Annotated in this window: 16 protein-coding genes; 9 read left to right on the top strand and 7 right to left on the bottom strand. The window is 61.9% G+C overall.

Annotated elements, in window-relative coordinates; genetic code table 11:
• Window positions 1-141 precede the first annotated feature (141 nt).
• The 4 genes from ACL9RI_RS04135 (at window position 142) to ACL9RI_RS04120 (ending at window position 5,686) form a co-directional block, all read left to right on the top strand.
• Window positions 142-1,275, top strand: a complete 1,134-nt coding sequence (locus ACL9RI_RS04135; RefSeq protein WP_422725312.1) for an ROK family transcriptional regulator — start codon at window positions 142-144, stop codon at window positions 1,273-1,275.
• A 392-nt stretch (window positions 1,276-1,667) separates the two neighbouring features.
• Window positions 1,668-2,159 (top strand): sigma-70 family RNA polymerase sigma factor, encoded by a 492-nt coding sequence (locus ACL9RI_RS04130; protein ID WP_422725727.1) that lies wholly within the window; start codon window positions 1,668-1,670, stop codon window positions 2,157-2,159.
• Entirely contained in the window at window positions 2,156-3,130 is a 975-nt protein-coding gene (locus tag ACL9RI_RS04125) for a FecR domain-containing protein (RefSeq protein ID WP_422725311.1), read from the top strand. Before ACL9RI_RS04130 ends, ACL9RI_RS04125 begins: the two co-directional genes overlap by 4 nt.
• An 87-nt stretch (window positions 3,131-3,217) precedes the next feature.
• Complete coding sequence (locus ACL9RI_RS04120) at window positions 3,218-5,686, top strand: TonB-dependent siderophore receptor (protein ID WP_422725310.1); 2,469 nt, start codon at window positions 3,218-3,220, stop codon at window positions 5,684-5,686.
• Here the strand turns inward: ACL9RI_RS04120 and alaC are convergent, their stop codons facing one another.
• The 6 genes from alaC to ACL9RI_RS04090 all read right to left on the bottom strand — a co-directional run bounded on the left by alaC (window position 5,687) and on the right by ACL9RI_RS04090 (window position 10,871).
• On the bottom strand, window positions 5,687-6,889 hold the full coding sequence (gene alaC, locus ACL9RI_RS04115) for an alanine transaminase (RefSeq protein WP_422725309.1): 1,203 nt from the start codon (window positions 6,887-6,889) through the stop codon (window positions 5,687-5,689).
• 104 nt (window positions 6,890-6,993) lie between these two features.
• A complete protein-coding gene (locus ACL9RI_RS04110) occupies window positions 6,994-8,043 on the bottom strand; it encodes an alpha/beta fold hydrolase (RefSeq protein ID WP_422725308.1) in 1,050 nt (349 codons plus the stop codon).
• A 20-nt stretch (window positions 8,044-8,063) separates the two neighbouring features.
• The gene (locus ACL9RI_RS04105; protein ID WP_422725307.1) at window positions 8,064-8,483 is read right to left on the bottom strand and encodes an organic hydroperoxide resistance protein; all 420 of its coding nucleotides are present in this window, start codon (window positions 8,481-8,483) and stop codon (window positions 8,064-8,066) included.
• A gap of 156 nt (window positions 8,484-8,639) precedes the next feature.
• Entirely contained in the window at window positions 8,640-9,953 is a 1,314-nt protein-coding gene (locus tag ACL9RI_RS04100; protein ID WP_422725306.1) for a sensor histidine kinase, read from the bottom strand.
• Window positions 9,950-10,690: a response regulator gene (locus ACL9RI_RS04095; RefSeq protein ID WP_422725305.1), complete on the bottom strand. Its 741-nt coding sequence runs from the start codon at window positions 10,688-10,690 to the stop codon at window positions 9,950-9,952. Before ACL9RI_RS04095 ends, ACL9RI_RS04100 begins: the two co-directional genes overlap by 4 nt.
• On the bottom strand, window positions 10,683-10,871 hold the full coding sequence (locus ACL9RI_RS04090) for a hypothetical protein (RefSeq protein ID WP_422725304.1): 189 nt from the start codon (window positions 10,869-10,871) through the stop codon (window positions 10,683-10,685). The genes ACL9RI_RS04095 and ACL9RI_RS04090 overlap by 8 nt, the downstream gene beginning before the upstream one ends.
• A gap of 184 nt (window positions 10,872-11,055) precedes the next feature.
• On the opposite strand from ACL9RI_RS04090, the gene ACL9RI_RS04085 reads away from it, so the two are divergent.
• The 3 genes from ACL9RI_RS04085 to ACL9RI_RS04075 all read left to right on the top strand — a co-directional run bounded on the left by ACL9RI_RS04085 (window position 11,056) and on the right by ACL9RI_RS04075 (window position 12,436).
• Window positions 11,056-11,595: a thioredoxin family protein gene (locus tag ACL9RI_RS04085; protein WP_422725303.1), complete on the top strand. Its 540-nt coding sequence runs from the start codon at window positions 11,056-11,058 to the stop codon at window positions 11,593-11,595.
• Window positions 11,596-11,726: 131 nt separating this feature from the next.
• Window positions 11,727-12,038, top strand: a complete 312-nt coding sequence (locus ACL9RI_RS04080; RefSeq protein WP_422725302.1) for a type II toxin-antitoxin system MqsR family toxin — start codon at window positions 11,727-11,729, stop codon at window positions 12,036-12,038.
• A complete protein-coding gene (locus ACL9RI_RS04075) occupies window positions 12,035-12,436 on the top strand; it encodes a type II toxin-antitoxin system MqsA family antitoxin (protein WP_422725301.1) in 402 nt (133 codons plus the stop codon). Before ACL9RI_RS04080 ends, ACL9RI_RS04075 begins: the two co-directional genes overlap by 4 nt.
• 164 nt (window positions 12,437-12,600) lie before the next feature.
• On the opposite strand, the gene ACL9RI_RS04070 is transcribed toward ACL9RI_RS04075, so the two are convergent.
• A complete protein-coding gene (locus tag ACL9RI_RS04070; RefSeq protein ID WP_422725300.1) occupies window positions 12,601-13,812 on the bottom strand; it encodes an MFS transporter in 1,212 nt (403 codons plus the stop codon).
• 129 nt (window positions 13,813-13,941) lie between these two features.
• Here ACL9RI_RS04070 and ACL9RI_RS04065 point away from each other — a divergent pair, with 129 nt between their 5' ends.
• Window positions 13,942-14,850: a LysR substrate-binding domain-containing protein gene (locus tag ACL9RI_RS04065; RefSeq protein ID WP_422725299.1), complete on the top strand. Its 909-nt coding sequence runs from the start codon at window positions 13,942-13,944 to the stop codon at window positions 14,848-14,850.
• A 548-nt stretch (window positions 14,851-15,398) separates the two neighbouring features.
• Window positions 15,399-15,899, top strand: a complete 501-nt coding sequence (locus tag ACL9RI_RS04060; protein WP_422725298.1) for a VOC family protein — start codon at window positions 15,399-15,401, stop codon at window positions 15,897-15,899.
• The last annotated feature ends 27 nt before the right edge of the window (window positions 15,900-15,926 follow it).

The following is a 15,926-nucleotide window of genomic DNA, read 5'->3' as shown; positions in this document are numbered from 1 at the left end:
ATAGTTGGTGGTGACAAGCAGTCAACGGCGATACTACTGACGGTATATGACAGCTTTATTTATTACTTGCGAAATAAATAAAAAATCAACTATTATGTCGCTTATACCCAACAACAGCGATAGCGCCAGCCAGGATCCCGCATGAATATCGGACGTTTGAACTTGAGTTCAGAGGCAAAACACTTGCTCTGGCATTTGCGCACCAAAGGGCCGACGGCCCGCACCGAGCTGTCGCTGGCGATGGACGTCAGCAACTCGACGGTGACCAAGCTGTCGCATGAATTATTGAACCTGGGGCTGGTCGAGGAACTGGTGTCGCCCGAGGCGCCGCGCAGGGGACGCCCGACGATCCCCCTGACGATTTCACCGGAAGGCGGCTACACGGTGGGCGCGACCATCCATAAAGGCGTGCTGGAAATTGCCTTCGTCGATTTTGCCGGCGGCCTGATTTCAATGACCACCGAAACCATCGCCACGCCAGGCCCGGTGGAGTTTGCCCAGCTGCTCGACAAACGCATCATCGACCTGTCGGTCAGGCACCGCTTGCTGGGCAAGCGTTTTCTTGGCGTCGGCATCGGCATCCCCGGCCCGGCCCTGGCGCGCGATGGCAAGCGCTGGCATGTGGTGACGGACTTGCCCGGATGGCGCGACGTGCCGCTGCGGCAAATCCTCGACGATACGCTGGGCCTGCGCGTGATGCTGGAAAACGACGCCAACGCGGCGGCGCTGGCCGAATATTACCGGGGCGGCCCCGTACGGCAATCGTCGACCGTGATCGTCATCCTGCTCGGTTATGGCGTGGGCGCGGGCGTGATCGAGGATGGACGCCTGCTGCGCGGCGGCCTGGGCAGCGCCGGCGAAATCGGCATCCTGTATCCCAGCGACCATCCCCGCCCTACCACGCTGGACTTGCTGGCCCTGTTGCGCGAGGCTGGCTGCGAAATCGATTCCGTGGCGGACTTCGATCAACAGACGCGCGCCCATGAAGACGTGATCGAACGCTGGCTGGACCGGGCGGCCGAACAGCTGGAAGCCGCCTTGAACAGCGCGATCGCCTGGTTCGATCCGGCCGAAATCATGCTGTCGGGCTCGCTACCGTTTTCCCTGCTGACGCGACTATCAAGCAGGCTGAACAACGGCCGCCTGATCCGCGGCGACCACCGCTCGTCCTGCGTGGTGCGCGTGTCCGAGCTGGGCCGCAGCTCGATTGCGCTGGGTGCGGCGCTGCTGCCGATCCATGCCCTGACGCACACTCTGGCGGGCAACCAATTCTAAGAAACAAATTCAACAGGCAAAAAAAAGCCCGCTACGGGAGCGGGCTGAATCTATTTCCTTGGAGGAGATAGAGGAGACGAGTTCAGTATGTCGCGTTGCAGCATATCGAACCACTTTATATTGGTGATGATAGAAATACAGGCCAATGATAATAAGGGCGTGGCAGGCTGAATCGGCCTTGCTGCGTGGCAAAGAAAAGCGGCGAAGCTGCCGTGCGCCAGTGTCGGAACCATACAACACTGCCCGTGGCGCGATTGACGCACGTGCAGCATTTTTGCGATAATGAGAATTATTCTCAATAAAGACTTCTCTGGACAGCAAGGCATGCCTGTCCGTGGACGCCACCGCGAACGATCGTGACGATTGCCCTGACTGCCTCCTCCCCGGAATCGATGACCGCCATCTACCAGCAGCACCATGGCTGGCTGCTGCGCTGGCTGCGTAGTAAATTGCAATGCGCGGATCACGCAGCCGACCTGGCGCACGACACGTTTGTGCGGCTGCTGACAAACACGCCAGCCAATCAGCCTGGCCATCAACTCCCCTTGCGCGAACCACGCGCCTACCTGACGACGGTGGCGCAGCGCCTGGTGATCGACCATTACCGCCGCCTGTCGCTGGAACAGGCCTGGCTGGAAACCCTGGCCCACGTGCCGGAACTGACGGCCATGTCGCCCGAGGAACGGCTCGATATCCTGCAAACCCTGCACCGCATCGACGCCATGCTCGACGGCTTGCCTGCTGCCGTGCGCAGCGCCTTTTTGCTATCGCATCTGGAAGGATTGAGCCATGCCGAGATCGCCGCGCGCCTGGCCGTGTCCGAGCGCACCGTGCACCGCTACCTGGTGCAGGCGATCGCACGCTGCATCCTGCTGATGGCATGACTGCCGCCGTCCATATCGACCCGCGCGCCGCGCATGAAGCCGCCTCATGGCTGCTACGGCTGCGTTCGGAAGACTGCGGCATCGCAGACCAGCAGGCCTGGCAAGCGTGGCGCAGCAGCGACCCGGCCCATGAGGCGGCATGGCAGCGCGCCGAGCTGCTGTGCCACAGCCTGGGTTTGCTGCCGCCGGCCGCCGGCATGCGCGTGCTGGACCGGCCGGTGCGTAAAACACGGCGTGCCACCGTCAAGACGCTGGCCGCCCTGATCGCGGCCGGCCCGCTGCTGTGGGGCGCAGATCACCTGGCGGGCGGCCCCGCCTGGCGCGCCGATGTGCGCACGGCCAGGGGCGAAATCCGCCCGTTGACGCTGGACGACGGCACCCGCCTCGTGCTCAATACGGACACCGCCATCGATATTGCGTATGGCCGGCAAGAGCGGCTGATCCGCCTGCGCAGCGGCGAAATCCATGTCGAGACGGCGCCGGACACCGCCACCCCGCCGCGCCCTTTCCTGGTCCAGACGGCGCAAGGCCGCATCCGCGCCATCGGCACGCGTTTTAGCGTCAGGCACGATGACGAACTGTTCCAGGCTCGCACGCAGGTGGCCGTGATGCAGGGCGCGGTGGACATCCGCCCTGCCCGCGCTGACACGGCTGCGCACATCCTCAAGGCTGGCGAACAAACCAGCTTTACTGAAGACGCCATCCCGGCACCGATGCCCTTGGCAGCCCAGTTTGATGCCTGGTCGCGCGGCGTGCTGGTGGCCGACAATATGCCGCTGGGCAACTTATTGACCGAGCTGGCCCGCTATCGCCATGGCCTGTTGCGCTGCGATCCCGCCCTGGCAAGCCTGCCCGTCTCCGGCACCTTTCAATTGAAAGATACCGACAAACTGCTGCACCTGCTGCAACGCAGCCTGCCGATCCGCCTGCGCCAGCGCACGCGCTGGTGGATCACCATCGAGCCAGCATAAAAAAGTTCGAAAAGTTTGTCCGGTTTTCAGATCTGCTCCGTCATACCAGATAGAAGCAGAAAAATCTGAACCATCGAAAGGGACTCCATGGCATTGCCGCATTCTCCACCACGACATCCAACCACCATCGCCGTGCGCGCCGCACTGGCCTTGCTGATCACCGCCAGCTGCGCCACGGCCCTCGTGACGCCCACCGCGCAAGCCGCCGAGAGCGCCGCCGCCAGCCAGCGCACTTACCAGATCGCAGCCGGCCCACTGAATGCCGCGCTGTCCGCCTTCGCCATCGAAGCGGGCGTCAGCGTCGCCACCGCCTCCGCGCAAGTCAACGGTTTAACCAGCAAAGGCTTGCAAGGCCGCTACACGGTGTATGAAGGTTTCCAGAAACTGCTCGATGGCAGCGGCCTGGAAATCGTCGAAGAAGGCAATGGCAACTACAGCCTGCGCAAGGCTGGTGCAGAGGCCGCCATGGCCACCATGCCCGGCGTCACCGTCAGCGCCCAGGCCGACAACAACAGCACCGAAGGCACCAGTTCCTACACCACGCGCGCCATGAGCACGGCTACGGGCCTGTCGCTGTCGCAGCGGCAAACGCCGCAAACGGTCAGCATCATTTCGCGCCAGCAGATGGATGATTTCGAACTGACCAGCCTGCAAGACGTGGCCCAGGCCACGCCCGGCATCTATAGCAAGGGACAAGCCGTATCGGACCAGGAAGCGACGTATTTTGCGCGCGGCTTTGCCTTGAGCCATGTCAATGTGGACGGCTTGCCGCTCGATGTGACGGGTTTCAACGAACGCAATGTCTCGGCCGACATGATCATGTACGACCGGGTGGAAGTGGTGCGCGGCGCCACCGGCCTGCTGGAAGGCGCGGGCGCGCCATCGGGCAGCATCAACCTGGTGCGCAAGCGCCCTACCGCCACGCCGCTGCTGAACCTGTCGGCCGGCGCCGGCAGCTGGAATAACCAGCAATTGACCGTGGACGCCAGCAACGCCCTGAACGAGGCTGGCACGGTGCGGGGACGGGTGGCCGGCAGCTGGCGCGACAGCGATAGCTACATCGATATCGTCAAGCACAAGGATGCGACCCTGTATGGCATCGTGGAAGCGGACCTGGCGCCCCAGACCACGCTGGGCATCGGCTTTTCCGTGCAGCGCAGCCGTACCAATGGCCTGTTTGTCGGTTTGCCCACCTTCGCCGATGGCCGCCACATGGACTTGCCCCGTTCCAGCTTTTTCAACAATGCCGACTCGTTCCAGAACCGCGACAATAACGTGCTGTTCGCCGACCTGGAACAGCGCATGGAAGGCGGCTGGCGCGCCCGTTTCGCCGTCACGCATATCGACGCCACCTCGAACACGCGCAACACCACCAACAGCCGCATCGACGGCGAGGATTATCTGTTCAGCCAGTCGGAAACGGGCTGGCATTACGGCACCAGGCAGCTGGTGGCCGACCTGCGCGCCAGCGGCCCCGTCAACTGGTTCGGACGCCAGCATGACCTTATCATCGGCACCAGCTACCGCCATGACGACTCGCTGGCCTCGCAGGCGTGGGAAAACGATAGCGACCGCGTGATCGATATCCGCCATTGGAATCCACGCGCGTTTGCCATGAATGGCCACACCGCCCCCCTGTATGCCTGGGGCCGCAAGACCAGTGAAAAAGGCGTGTATGCCGCCGGCAATTTCAGCCTGGCCGATTCCGTGCACCTGGTGCTGGGCGGGCGCTTCGGCTGGTATGCGCAAGACGTGACGGGCTGGTATGAAACGCCGCCCACCTGGAAGCGCAGCCTGGAAGAAAGCGCCAAATTCACGCCATACGCAGGCCTGGTCTACGACCTGGACCAGCAGCATTCGCTGTACGCCAGCGGCACGCAGATTTTCGAACCGCAAAGCGCCATCGACGTGAAGGGCAATACCCTGCCGCCGCTGACGGGCACCAATTATGAAGTGGGCGTGAAAGGCGAATACTTTGGCGGCGCGCTCAATACCAGCGCGGCCCTGTTCCGCATCGAGCAAAACAACCGCGCCATGGCCGATGAACAGAACTGCCCGACAGGCGGAAAAATCAGCTGTTCGCGCGCGGCCGGCCAGGTGCGCAGCGACGGGGTGGACCTGCAAGTATCGGGCTCGCCCCTGCCCGGCTGGCAAATATCGGCCGGCTACACCTATGTGATGGCGAAATACATCAAGGACAGCATTGCCAGCAATATCGGCCAGCGCATCGCCACCGATGAGCCGAAACACTTGTTCAAGCTGTACACCAACTACCAGCTGAGCGGCGACTTTGCCAAATGGAACGTAGGCGCTTCCGCCTACGCCCAGGACAAGATCTACCGCAGCGACACGGGCTTTTATACCAGCCAGGGCACTTACGCCGTGCTCGGCCTGACGGCCGGCTACCGGGTCAATGACAAGCTGCAGTTGCGGCTCAATGTCGACAACCTGCTGGACCGCCGCTACTACCAGGCGCTCGGCTATTCCTGGTCCGGCGGCCTGGAGCGTTACGGCGCCCCGCGCAGCATCTTGTTGAGCCTGAACTACAAGATGTGATCAGCTAGCGGCAGGTTCCCGCAGCATGTTCTTGATGCCCCGCAAAGCCTGCCGCACCCGCGACTCGTTTTCAATCAGGGCGAAGCGCACATATTCATCGCCGTATTCACCGAAACCGATGCCGGGCGAGACGCTCACTCTCGCCTTTTCCAGCAGCAGCTTGGCAAATTCCAGCGAGCCCAGGTGGCGGTACGCTTCCGGGATATGCGCCCAGATATACATGGACGCCTTCGGTTTTTCCACCATCCAGCCCGCTTCATGCAAGCCTTTCACCAGCACGTCGCGGCGGCGCTGGTACTGGGCACAGATTTCGGTCACGCAGCTTTGATCGCCTTCCAGCGCCGCGATCGCCGCCACCTGCACGGGCGTAAAACTGCCGTAATCGTGATAGCTCTTGATGCGCGCCAAAGCGGCCACCAGTTCCGCATTGCCGACCATGAAACCGATGCGCCAGCCCGCCATGTTATAACTTTTGGACATGGTGAAAAACTCCACCGCCACGTCGCGCGCGCCAGGCACCTGCATGATGGACGGCGCCTTCCAGCCATCGTAGGTGATGTCGGCATACGCCAGGTCGTGCACCACCAAAATATTATGCTGCTTGGCCAGCGCCACCACGCGCTCGAAGAATTCCAGTTCCACGCATTGCGCGGTCGGATTCGAGGGGAAACCCAGCACCATCATCTTCGGCTTCGGATAGCTTTCGCGGATCGCCCGTTCCAGCTCCGCAAAAAAATCCACGCCAGGGCCCATGCGCACGGAGCGGATATCGGCGCCCGCGATCACCGCGCCCCAGATATGGATCGGATAGCTGGGATTCGGCACCAGCACCGTGTCGCCCCGGTCCAGCGTGGCCAGCATCAGGTGCGCCAGCCCCTCTTTCGAACCGATGGTGACGATGGCTTCGCTGTCCGGGTCGATCTCGACCTCGTAGCGCTTCTTGTACCAATGTGAAATGGCGCGGCGCAAGCGGGGGATGCCCTTGGAGGCGGAGTAGCCGTGCGTGTCGGGCCGCTTCACGGTCTCGATCAGCTTGTCGACGATGTGGGACGGCGTGGCGCCATCGGGGTTCCCCATCGACATGTCGATGATGTCCTCGCCACGGCGGCGCGCGGCCATCTTGAGTTCGGCGGTGATATTGAAAACGTAAGGGGGAAGACGATTGATGCGCGAAAAGCTGCGCGGAGTTTGGCTGTCGGTCATGGTATCTCGCTACGTAAGCGCCCGGATCCGTCCGAGCGACGTTGGCACAATGGGTGCGCCTGCAACGATACTACCGTGTCATTGCAGGCGCTGGCAAGTCCTGTTCAGTAACTATCGACCTCGATCACCGCTTTGGCAAATTCATGCGGCGCTTCCTGCGGCAAGTTGTGGCCCACGCCTTTGAAAATGCGGTGCGTGCGCTTGCCCGAGAACTTGCTGGCGTAAGCCTGGCCATCCGACGCCGGGGCCACGCCATCCGCATCGCCATCGATGGTGATGGTCGGCACGCCGATCACGGGACCGGCAGCCAGCCGCTGTTCCAGCGCGTCATATTTCGGGTCGCCCTTGGCCAGGCTCAGGCGCCAGCGGTAGTTATGGATCACGATGCTGACGTAATCGGGATTGTCGAACGAGGCCGCGCTGCGCTCGAAAATGGCGTCGTCGAACTGCCAGGTCGGCGAATTGATTCTCCAGATCAGCTTGGCAAATTCGCGCCGGTATTTTTCATAGCCAGCCTGGCCGCGGTCGGTGGCGAAATAAAACTGGTACCACCAGCCATGCTCCACTGTCGGCGGCAAGGGAATCTTGTTGCGCTCCAGATTGTTGATCAGGTAGCCGTTGACCGAGACCATGGCCTTGCAGCGCTGCGGCCACAGGGCAGCGATAATATTGGCCGTGCGCGCGCCCCAGTCGTAACCGGCCAGGATGGCTTGCTCGATCTGCAGCGCATCCATCAGGGCGATGATATCGAGCGCCACCACCGACTGCTGGGCGTTACGGAAGCTGCGCTCGGACAGGAAACGCGTCGTGCCATGGCCGCGCAGATGGGGCACGATCACCCGGTAACCGACCGCCGCCAGCATGGGCGCCACTTCCGCATAACTATGGATATCGTAGGGCCAGCCATGCAGCAGGATCACCGGTTTGCCGTTGGCGGGCCCCGCCTCGAAATAACCGATATCGAGTTCGCCGGCGCGTATCTGTTTGACGGGCGCCAGCGCTGGCGCAGAGACCGCTTCAGCGCCAGCAGCCTGCGCCACCTGCATGAAAGGCAGTTGCACCATCGACAGGCCGGCGGTGGCGACGGCGCCCGTCAACAGATGGCGGCGCTGGCCGTTCACTTGATTGTCCGTTTCAGGCTGTTTCTTGAACATGGTTTTCTCCCGGCAGAAAATCAGGCCAATAACTGCAGTGTCACGTTGATATTACCGCGTGTCAGCTTGGAATACGGGCAAGTCTGGTGCGCGGCATCGACCAGCGCCTGCGCCACATCAAGCGCCAGGCCAGGCAGGCGAATACCGAGCCGCGCCTGCAGCAGATAAGCGTCGCCCGTCATGCCCAGGTCCACTTCGGCATCGACCGACAAACCAGCCGGCAGCGCGACTTTCAACTTGCCGGCCGCCTTGCCCAGCGCGCCGATAAAGCAGGCCGACCAGCCAGCGGCGAACAATTGTTCCGGGTTCGTGCCCTGTCCTGCGCTGCCCGGCGACGACAGTTTGATATCGAGACGGCCATCGTCGCTGCGCGACACTCCATCGCGCCCGCCCGTGGTGTGGGTTTTACCGGTGTACAGCACTTGATCGACTTGATGCATGAGAGACTCCTGTTCAGATAGAGGCCCGGCACGGATTGCCTGGCGCTGAGTCTTATTAGACGCCGCCCGTGTATCGGGGCTATGTTTTTATATACGCCAGAGGAGCAGAAATGTATCTGGAGCGGAGCCAGATACATTCAGGTACAAAAGTCAGTTCTACAACAGGATCAGCCGCACTTCCAGTCCGCCTTCGGGACGGTTGGCAAGACTGAGGCGTGCATCGATGGCCTGCGCCAGCTGGCGCGCAATCGCCAGTCCCAGGCCGGTGCCGCCGCTGTCGCGGTTGCGCGACGTCTCCAGCCGGTAGAACGGCTGAAACACGGTTTCCAGCTTGTCCGGCGCGATACCGGGGCCGCGATCGAGCACGCGTATCGTCACCACGCCGTCCGACGCTTCCACGACCAGCTCGGCGCTGCCCGCGTATTTCAGGGCGTTGTCGATCAGGTTGACAAGGATGCGCCGCAAGGCGACGGGGCGCAGCAGCATGGGCGCGCCGACACGCCCGCTCAGGGTAACGTCCGCCGCCGCGTCGAGATAGTCGCACAGCAGGCTGTCGAGCAGCGCATCGGGGTCGATGCGGCGCGGCTGCTCGGTGGCGCCATGCAGGGTGCGCGCATACGTCACGCCTTCGCGCACCAGTTGTTCCATCTCCTGCAAATTGCGGATCAGGGTGTCGCGCTGATCGCCATCGTCCATCAGGTCGGCGCGCAAACGCATGCGGGTGATGGGGGTCTGCAAATCGTGCGAAATCGCCGCCAGGATATGCATGCGCTCGTGCATATAGGTAGCGATGCGCTCCTGCATGGCATTGAAGGCGGTGGCCGCGCGCGCCACTTCCACCGGACCATCTTCGGGTAGGCGCACGGCTTTCAAGTCCGGTCCCAGCGCATCGGCCGCCTGCGCCAGCTGGGCCAGCGGGCGCGTAGCCAGGCGCACGCACCACCATGAAAACAGCGCCAGCAGCAGCAACTGCAGCAGCAGCAGCGGCATCAGCCAGGGCGAGACGGGCAAGCCGCGGGGACGCAAATCGATGGTCAAGGGTGCGCCATCGCTGAGGCGCAGATGCACCTGCAAGTGTTCGCGCAAGCCGGGAATGGCGCTGGCCGTCAGTGGGTAATGCTGGCCGATGGAGCGCTCGATCGACGCCGCCAGCAATTCGGACAGATGCGCATCGGGCGCCGCCCCAGGCAAGCCTGGCCCCAGCATGAAACTGTAGGTGCGCCGCTCCAGGCGCGGCAGCCACTGCGCGCGCTCATGGGCCGGCAGCCGGTCCAGCAAGGCCACCGAACTGGCCACGTCCTGCTCCATATCGCCCAGCATCAAGGACCTGGTAGCCAGCCCGCGTTCATAAAAAGTGACGGTAAAGGACAAGGCATACGCCACCGCCAGGCCGCTCAAAGAAATCAGCATCAGGCGCGCAAACAGGCTGCGCGGCCACCAGGACCACCAATGCCCGCGCGGCATCGTCATGCCGCGCCCTCGCACACTTCCACGGTGCAGGTAAAGATATAGCCTTCGCTGCGCAGGGTCTTGATGTAGCGCTGGCCGCGCGCATCGTCGCGCAGGCGCTGGCGCAAGCGGCTGACCAGCAAATCGATCGAGCGGTCGAATTGATCCGTATCGCGCCCCTGCGTCAGGTTCAGCAGCTGGTCGCGCGTCAGCACGCGCTGGGGATGGTCGAGAAATACCCGCAGCAGCCGGTATTCGGCGCCACTGAGCGCCACCATGGTGCCGTCGGCGTCGAGCAGGTGGCGGGCCGTGGTGTCGAGCTGCCAGTCGCCAAAGCGCAGCAGCTGGGTCACTTCCAGCGGCTTCATGCTGGGTGGCAGCATGCGCGTGCGCCGCAGCACGGCACGGATGCGCGCCACCAGCTCGCGCGAGGAAAACGGCTTGGCCACGTAATCGTCGGCGCCCATTTCCAGGCCGATGATGCGCTCCGTTTCTTCATCGAGGGCCGTCAGCATCAGCACGGGCACGGCCCGCCATTTACCGGCGCGCAGCTCGCGGCACAGCACCAGGCCATCTTCGCCCGGCAGCATCAGGTCGAGAATCACCAGATCGACCGGCTCCTCTTCCAGCACGCTGCGCATCTGGCGGCCATTCGCGGCAGCCGAGACCTGGAAACCGATCTTGCGCAAATAACTGGAGAGCAGGTCGCGGATTTCATGGTCGTCATCGACGATCAGGATGTGGTCGGGTTTATCCATCGCGGCGCTTGCCCGGCCGCAGGCGCGGCCCGCTGGCGTGGATGGTGGAACAGTTGACGGGATGGCTCACTTCAAAACCGATGCCGCCCAGCAGGAAGACGGAAGTGGCAAAGATACGCTTCACCGTACGTTTCAAAAAGCCTGGCTTGTGTAGCGGCGGCGAGGGAAGTTCTGTATGCATGACGCGCTCTCTGCGTTGGAAAGGCTACTTTATAGCGGAAGTCTAGCAAAGATTTATGTCCGACTGTATCTGCCAGCGCCGCCGATACATTCCGCCGCATCGCCATGCACAGGACGACACACGCCCGATACGCGGAAGAGGCTCAATACGGTCATCCACGCTTCCCCACTGAAAGGACATGACCATGATCAGCACCATCAAGAAATTGCTCATCGCCGCCAGCATCGTTGCCGGCAGCAGCCTCGCCATCACCGCCCACGTCACGCAGGCAGCGCCCCTGCAAGACCTGGGGCCAGCGCCCGCCTTGAGCGGCATCGAACACTGGATCAACAGCCCGCCTTTGACCATCGAACAATTGCGGGGCAAGGTGGTGCTGGTCGATTTCTGGACTTACACCTGCATCAACTGCGTCAACACCCTGCCCTACGTCCAGCAATGGCACGACAAATACAAGGGCCAGGGCCTGACCGTGATCGGCGTGCACACGCCGGAATTTCCCTTCGAGCGCTCGACCGGCAATGTGGAAGCGGCCACCAAGCGCCTGGGCCTGACTTATCCGATCGCGCAAGACAACCGCTATGCCACCTGGCGCGCCTACCGCAACCAATATTGGCCCGCGTTTTACCTGATCGATAAAAAAGGCCGCATCGTCTACCAGCACTTTGGCGAAGGGGATTATGCGGAAACGGAAAACACCATACGGGCCTTGCTGGCACAGCCTTGAGCGCTGTTTACCATCTGGCGCAAAGTGTGCCCAGCAGCAGGCGGCTACGCTAACTCATTATCCACATATTTTCATTAACCTACTTGCCAAATTTAACCAAGTAGGTTAAATTGATGAATAAGGAGCGCCCCATGGCCAGTTTCCTCAAAGCGACGCACAATCTGGCGGACATGCTGGTGTTGATACGACAGGGGCGCTACAAAACGACCAAAGTCGCCCGCGAAGGCGCTACCCGGCTGGGACTTGGCCTGGACGGCATGATCGCCATCGTGCTGGACCTGCCCCATAGCGGCTTCTTTTATAAAACCATGGAATCGGAGAAAAATCCCGGCCACTGGATGGATGTGTATCACGCGGTCACACCGAACGATGAGGACGTGTATTTGAAATTAATGATACAGAATGGCGTGTTGATCGTGTCCTTCAAGGAGTTATCACCATGAAATGCGAAATCTGCGGTGCCGGCGAACTGGTGCAGGATGTACGGGACCTGCCCTACACCTACAAGGGCGAGACGACGATACTGCCGCACGTCGAAGGCGAATTTTGCACGGCGTGCGATGAATCCCTGCTGGGGCCGCAGGAATCGCGCCGCACCATGGACCTGATGCTGGCCTTCAACAAACAGGTCAATAGCGCATCGGTCGATCCCCAGTTTATCCTCAGCGTGCGCAAGAAGCTGAACCTGGACCAGCGCCAGGCGGCGGAAATCTTTGGCGGCGGCGTGAATGCCTTTTCGCGCTATGAGAATGGCAAAACCAAGCCGCCGCTGGCCACCGTCAAACTGTTGAAACTACTCAACAATCATCCCGAACTCTTGCCCGAAGTCATCGCGGCCTAAGATGGCCAGACAAAAAAAAGCCCGCTATGGGAGCGGGCTGAATCTATTTCCTGTGAGGAAGTAGAGGAGACAGAAACATTATGCTGCGTTGCGCCATATCATTCCACTTTATCTTCATGATGATAGAAATACAGCGTGGTGATAATGCTATGGCGCAGCCACATTCAGGCCGTGCGGCGCGCCATCACGGGCAATAATTCTCCCAGCCAGTACAGCAGCGCCACACCGGGGAAAGCCATGCCCATCAGCAAGGTCGCCTGCCATCCATAGCTGGCATAGACCCAGGCGCCCAGCGCCGAACCGGCCGCGCCGCCGGCAAAGAACAAGGCGAAATACAAACCGTTCAACCGTCCCCGCACTTCCGCGCCCAGGCTGAAAATGGCGCGCTGGCCCAATACCAGGTTGGCCGCCACGCCCATGTCGAGCACGATGGACGCGGCGACCAGCAGGCCCAGCGCCACATGCTTCGAGGCGGGCACGAACATCGGCAAGGCAAAGGCGGCGATACCGAGCAGCAGCGCAATCGCCGTGGCCGGCAAGGTATGGCCCGCGTCCGCCAGGCGGCCGGCGATGGGCGACGAAACGGCGCCCGCCATGCCGACCAGCGCAAAGATAGCGATGCCCGTTTGCGACAAGCCGAATGCGGGGCTGGCCAACACCAGCGGCGTGACGGTCCAGAACAGGCTGAAGGCGCCAAACAGGCCCGCATGATACGCAGCACGGCGGCGCAGTACAGGCGTGCCCAGCAGCAAATGCCACAGCGAAGCCATCAAGGCTGGATACGACATCGTCGAGACGGGCACGCGCAGCGGCAGCGCGCGCCGCAGTACGACCGACAGCACCAGCATCAGCACGGCGGCGCCGCCAAACACGAGATGCCAGCTGGCGTGTGCAGCCACCAGCGACGCTACCGGACGGGCCAGCATGATGCCCAGCAGCAAACCACTGACGACCTTGCCCACGGTTTGTCCTCGCGTGGCTTCTTTCGACAAATGCGCGGCGAACGGCACGATCACTTGCGCGGCCACCGAACCGAGGCCGATGGCCAGCGCGGCGGCCAAAAAGACCACGGCGCCCGTGCTGAAGGCAGCCACGGCCAGCGCCACGGCCGTCACCAGCAAGGCAGTAATGATCAGGCGACGGTTTTCCAGCAAATCGCCCAACGGCACGACAAATAACAGGCCGAGGGTGTAGCCCACTTGTGTCAGGGTCACGATCAGGCCGGCCGCCTTGGCCGACAAGCCCGTGGCGGCGCTGATGGGCCCGACCAGGGTCTGGGCGTAGTACAGGTTGGCGACAATCAGGCCGGATGCCACTGCCAGCAGCAGCACCATGCCAGACGAGATGTCCGATGATTCTTGAGAGGCCTTGTTCATATTATTTCCTCGGTGATATAGCGATAAATAACGATGACGCCATTGTAGGCAAACGCGAGGCAAAGATAATTAGGGCATAATCAGCCTATACTTTTCACATTATATGAACAATCATAAGGGAGTGCGGCGATGGACAAGATCAAGGCCATGCAAACCTTTGTGCGCATCGTCGAGGCCAACAGCTTTTCCAAGGCGGCCGAAACCCTGAACCTGCCGCGTGCCGCACTGACGGCCACCCTGCAGAAACTGGAAGCCTACCTGGGGACGCAGCTGCTGCAGCGCACCACCCGCAAGCTGTCGCTGACGCCCGATGGGGCCGAATATTTCCGCCATTGCACGGCCATCCTCGGCGCCGTCGATGCGTCGGAGCTGGCATTCCGGGGGCCGGAAGCGAATAGAGCCAGGGGTGTGCTGCGCGTCAACCTGCCCAATACGGCGGGCCGCCGGCTGGTGTTACCCCATATCGCGCAATTTCATGCCGCTTATCCGGAGGTGGAACTGTTCTTGAGCCTGTCGGACCGCCTGGTCGACCTGACGCAGGAAGGCACCGATTGCGCGCTGCGCGTGGGAGAGCTGCAGGATTCCGCGCTGATCGGCAAACAGCTGGGCCTGATGCGTTTCGTCACCTGCGCCTCCCCTGCCTATCTGGCGCGCCACGGCACGCCGCGCACGCTGGCCGACCTGGCATCGCATCAGGGCGTGATGCATTTTTCCGGCCGGACAGGACGCGCCTTCGACTGGGATTTTGTGCAGGGCGACAAAGTGGTGCGCGTGCCGATGACGGGCCCGATCGCCGTCAACGACGCCGACGCCAGCCTGGACTGCGCCTTGCAGGGACTGGGGCTGGCACAGTCGGGCCTGTATCAGGTGCGCCCCTACCTGGACAGCGGCGAACTGGTAACCGTGCTCGACGATTATCCGCCTACGCCCATGCCGATCTCGCTGCTGACGCCCCAGGGACGCTTGAGCGCGCCGAAGGTGCAGGCATTCGCCAACTGGATCAGCGCGCTGTTCGCCGCCGATACGACTTTGCAATAGCGAGCAATAGCAAACACCTGCATTGCAGGCAAAAAAAAGCCCGCTACAGGAGCGGGCTGAATCTATTTTCTTGGAGGAGAATAGAGGAGACGGATCAATTATGCTGCATTGCGACATAGCGATCCAATTGATTGTTGGAATGAGAGAAATACGCACCACGCATAACTGGGACATCCCACCCGTGCCGCAGTTGCTGCTTGACGTGCGGTCCATCCAGCGCTAGACTCGGTTCATTGCATCAAGCAATCGTAAGCGTTTACGTCAACCAACGCGCAACCTGAATCCGCCCGGCTTATTGCCTGGTTTGTTCATAGCGCGTGGGAACGTTATGCTTGCCTCAACCGCCATCCATCGTGGCCGCCTTCTGCTTGCGCAGAGACCAGATACCCCTTGCTCCTGTTGCGCCACCTTCAATGGCCATGCCTTCGGCTTGACTGTTGCCTGGCTGCAGCCGCTCGCACGTGCGCCTCCTGCTCCTCCCGCTGGACATCCCTACTACCGCCATGGCGCCGCCTGGCACGATCCAACGCCTTCGACAGGAAAAAATCATGCATACCAACACCAACCCAACCTCAGCCCAGGTACCGCTCGGCATCAACCATCTGGTCCTCAACGTGCGCGACATCGACGAATCGCACGACTTCTGGTCCAATCTGCTGGGCTTTCGCCACGTCGGCACTTTCCGTCCGACCACGCCAGGCGCCACGCCGCCCATGCGTTTCTACAGCGGCCAGCGCGACGGCAAGCTGCACCACCACGACATCGGCCTGTACCAGCCACCCGGATGGCAGGCAGGCGATGGGCAACTGCTCAACCATATCGCCATCGAATATGCCAGCCGCGACGCCTGGCTGGCACAGATCGATTTCCTGACGGCGCATGGCGTCAAACTGCATCGCCGCGTGGAGCGGGCCGCCACGCACAGCATTCACCTGTTCGACCCGAACGGCGTCGAGATCGAGCTGCTGTTCGAACTGCCCCGTGCACAGTGGGAAGGCGATATCGACGCGGCGCTCAACTTCCGCATCGAAAAACCCATCACAGGCTAAGCAGCCATAAAAAAACCTGGCTGGCCC

The sequence above is a fragment of the Janthinobacterium sp. Mn2066 genome (assembly GCF_049319705.1).
Lineage (GTDB): Bacteria > Pseudomonadota > Gammaproteobacteria > Burkholderiales > Burkholderiaceae_D > Janthinobacterium.
This window is presented reverse-complemented; position numbering and strand designations above follow the sequence as displayed.